Annotated in this window: 5 protein-coding genes; 3 read left to right on the top strand and 2 right to left on the bottom strand. The window is 69.9% G+C overall.

Features of this window, described 5'->3' with window-relative positions; genetic code table 11:
• Positions 1-18 precede the first annotated feature (18 nt).
• Positions 19-486 (bottom strand): hypothetical protein, encoded by a 468-nt coding sequence (locus ABL57_RS20125; RefSeq protein WP_047805267.1) that lies wholly within the window; start codon positions 484-486, stop codon positions 19-21.
• Positions 487-805: 319 nt separating this feature from the next.
• Between ABL57_RS20125 and ABL57_RS20120 the strand changes: the two genes are divergently transcribed.
• The 3 genes from ABL57_RS20120 to ABL57_RS20110 all read left to right on the top strand — a co-directional run bounded on the left by ABL57_RS20120 (position 806) and on the right by ABL57_RS20110 (position 2,176).
• Positions 806-1,027: a hypothetical protein gene (locus ABL57_RS20120; protein WP_047805266.1), complete on the top strand. Its 222-nt coding sequence runs from the start codon at positions 806-808 to the stop codon at positions 1,025-1,027.
• Between the two features lie 146 nt (positions 1,028-1,173).
• Entirely contained in the window at positions 1,174-1,605 is a 432-nt protein-coding gene (locus tag ABL57_RS20115) for a hypothetical protein (RefSeq protein ID WP_047805265.1), read from the top strand.
• 10 nt (positions 1,606-1,615) lie between these two features.
• A complete protein-coding gene (locus ABL57_RS20110) occupies positions 1,616-2,176 on the top strand; it encodes a hypothetical protein (protein WP_152683483.1) in 561 nt (186 codons plus the stop codon).
• Positions 2,177-2,209: 33 nt separating this feature from the next.
• On the opposite strand, the gene ABL57_RS20105 is transcribed toward ABL57_RS20110, so the two are convergent.
• Positions 2,210-2,596, bottom strand: coding sequence for a hypothetical protein (locus tag ABL57_RS20105; RefSeq protein ID WP_152683482.1), 387 nt, complete (start codon positions 2,594-2,596; stop codon positions 2,210-2,212).
• Positions 2,597-2,740: the final 144 nt, after the last annotated feature.

Genomic DNA, 2,740 nt, shown 5'->3' with positions numbered 1-2,740 from the left:
AGCCCTCACAGGAGGCCCTCATACAGACCGCCTGACGGAATCTGTCTCACCCGCCTTGACACTTTCCGGGATCCCGGCTGCTTTTGGGGGCTGGGGCACGAATTCCCAGGCCGCCTCCCACTCGGTGCCGTCCCCGGCCGCCTGCCCGGCGACCAGTCGGTACTCGGTGCCGACCTCATCGGTGAGCACCACCCCAACCCGGTCTAGGACGGAGAACCCCGGCATGAGCGGCACCGGTTCCTCCGCGGGCATCTGCGCCTGCCGCCGCTGGGCCCAGGCCAGACGGGCGGCCTGGAACTGCTCGTCCCGGCGCATGGTCTCGGCCCCGCGCACCGCGGCGAGACTGACCCGCACACCATGGACACCCGGTGGCTCCTGCGCGTGGGCAGACAGCTCGGCGGCAAGGTCGACGCCGGCGAAACGCACATCGATCCCGTCACTGGTGGCGATCACCAGATCGGCAGGAGCAGACACGATGGATCCCATACCACCACCGTAAAGACACCGACTGACCTCAGGATCTCGCGCCACGCGCCCTCGCTCTGCACGGGTCAGCCGAACTCGGCAAGCACCACAAGCGACCACCGGACGCTACCTTGCGCTCGGGCACGAACGTTGAAGGGGCGCTGCGCTGTTCACACTTGGTACCTTGAGAGGATGCTCGAGGGCTGGGTTTCTTCCTCTTCCTCGCTGATCCTGCCGTCGTGCCACTGCGGATACACGACACGCAGGGCGTCGGCGCCGTCCGGGAGGTTCGATCGCGTCTCAGTAGCGTGGGAAGCCCCACCCGAGGAGGCTCACCACGATGCTCACCGATCTCGCCGCACCGCCCGGCGTCCTGGCCGCGTCCGGGATCAATCCCGCCCCTGGTGACTGGGGCCTGCCCCTGGTGGCCCTGCTCTTCCCACTGGTCATGTTCATGATCTCGTTGCTGATCTTCTACTGGGTGGTGCGCAAAGGCGTGACCGCCGGCATCAGGGACTACGCGCGCAAGCACGGCGACCGCCCCGGCAACTGGCGACCGTAGACCCACCAGAAGGCGCCTGCCCTCGAGGCCCGCGCATCGAGCGATGACCTCGTCGTCCTCACGAAGGAGTCCGTCCCGTGGATGCCCCAGCTCAGACGCTTGCCCGGCCCTGGAGGGGTGCTGCCCGGTGGATCTGGCATTTCTTGGTGCGCTGGGGCCCGATCATGGCGGCCCTGCAGCTGAGTTTCGAGGTGCTGCTGCGCAGCGACTGGTTCCTCCGGAACCCTGACCTCGACCCCGGGAAGGCCGCCACCTTGATCGTCTTCGTCCTGGCCGGGCTGTGGGCGGTGGCCGACGGGTACCGCCTGTTGCCCACCGGACAGGCCGTCGCACTCTGGGCCGTCGTCGGTGCGGCGCTGGTGCTCGCCGCGCATCTGTTCACCGCAGTGCGCGGTGTCACCCAGGGCACGACCCTGACCGTGGGAGAAGCAGCCCGGTGGGCCGGCGCGGCCCTGGACCTCGCGGTGCTGCACGCCGTGCCCGCCGGAATGCTCGTGCTGCTGGGGGCGGGCCTGCACCACCTGCGGAGCACGCGGGCCACCGGCCAGTCCACGACCACCGCCGAGGGGCACCGGTAGCGTGAACGGCATGGACGAGCGCCCCCGGCCCGCACACGACGAGTCCTCACCGGTTGGCACCGCCCCGGTCCCCGCCGTCGGCCAGGTGGTGGTCGGCACCGTGCCTGCCGCCGCGGTCCTCGTCCTCGCGATGCCGGTGGCGCTGTGGTGGCTGCTGGACACCTCCTCCGGTGCCCTGCGCACCCCGTGGTGGCCGGCGTTGCTGCTCGGTCTCCTGGCCCTGTTCCATCTCCTGGCTCGACCCGCCCGCACCCCGCGGCCCACTGACCTGCCGCCGGTATCCGCGGAGCGGGTGCGCAACGCCCTGGTCGCCGCCGCCCGGACCGGTGCTCTGCCCCCGGAACCGCCAGTCCGCGCCGCCGCCGGTGTCACAGCCTGCCAACGGATCGAGGCCGCGGCCTACGCCGTGGCCGCCACGACCGGGGTACTAGTCGCCTCGCTGCTGGTTCCCCAGCCGGCCTGGACCGCCTTCGCCGTCTTCGCCGGAATCCTGGCGCTCATCCACGTTCTCCGCGCCCGGCATCCCTGGGCCTACCTGCGCGCGGTGCGCCACGACGACCACACCAACTAACGAACCCCTAGCGAAGCGCGACAGCCGAATCATTCACGGTATGGGTGTCTCCACCCATGAATCTGCGGCACGGCTAGTCTCGACCCGCGCCTGGCCAATGATCGGCGGATCGGTCCGGCCCTGCTGAAGAGCATCCAAAACTTGCGCACTTTGATGCACGTTGAACACGGCGACGACACCCACGGTGACGACCACCAGGGCCATGGACCCACCCAGGGTCCACCCGCGGGTGGGACGACCGCGGTCCCGCGCCCGCCGCACCATCAGAACGGTGCCCGCCGTCAGGATCGCCATGACCGCCAGCACCCACAACGCTGGTTCCCCATACACCGACACGCTCAGCGGTGGCTCGGTGAGGCGGCGCCCGGCCGTGTCCACCCACTCACCGTTCTCGTCGGTACCACCGAAGGTCTTCCCCACGGACCACCGGCTGCCCAGCCACCAGTAGAACCCGGCAAGCACCACGCCTACGGGCAGGATGGGATAGCGAGCTCCAGTTGAGCCCCCGATAGTGGTGTAGCGCGGTGGCCCTGCTCGTCGTTCCGGACGAGAGCGCGGCCACCG

It is taken from the genome of Kocuria sp. SM24M-10, assembly GCF_001027955.1.
GTDB classification, from domain to species: Bacteria; Actinomycetota; Actinomycetes; order Actinomycetales; family Micrococcaceae; genus Kocuria; species Kocuria oceani.
The sequence above is the reverse complement of the archived record's forward strand: the minus strand, read 5'-3'. Positions and strand labels throughout refer to the sequence as shown.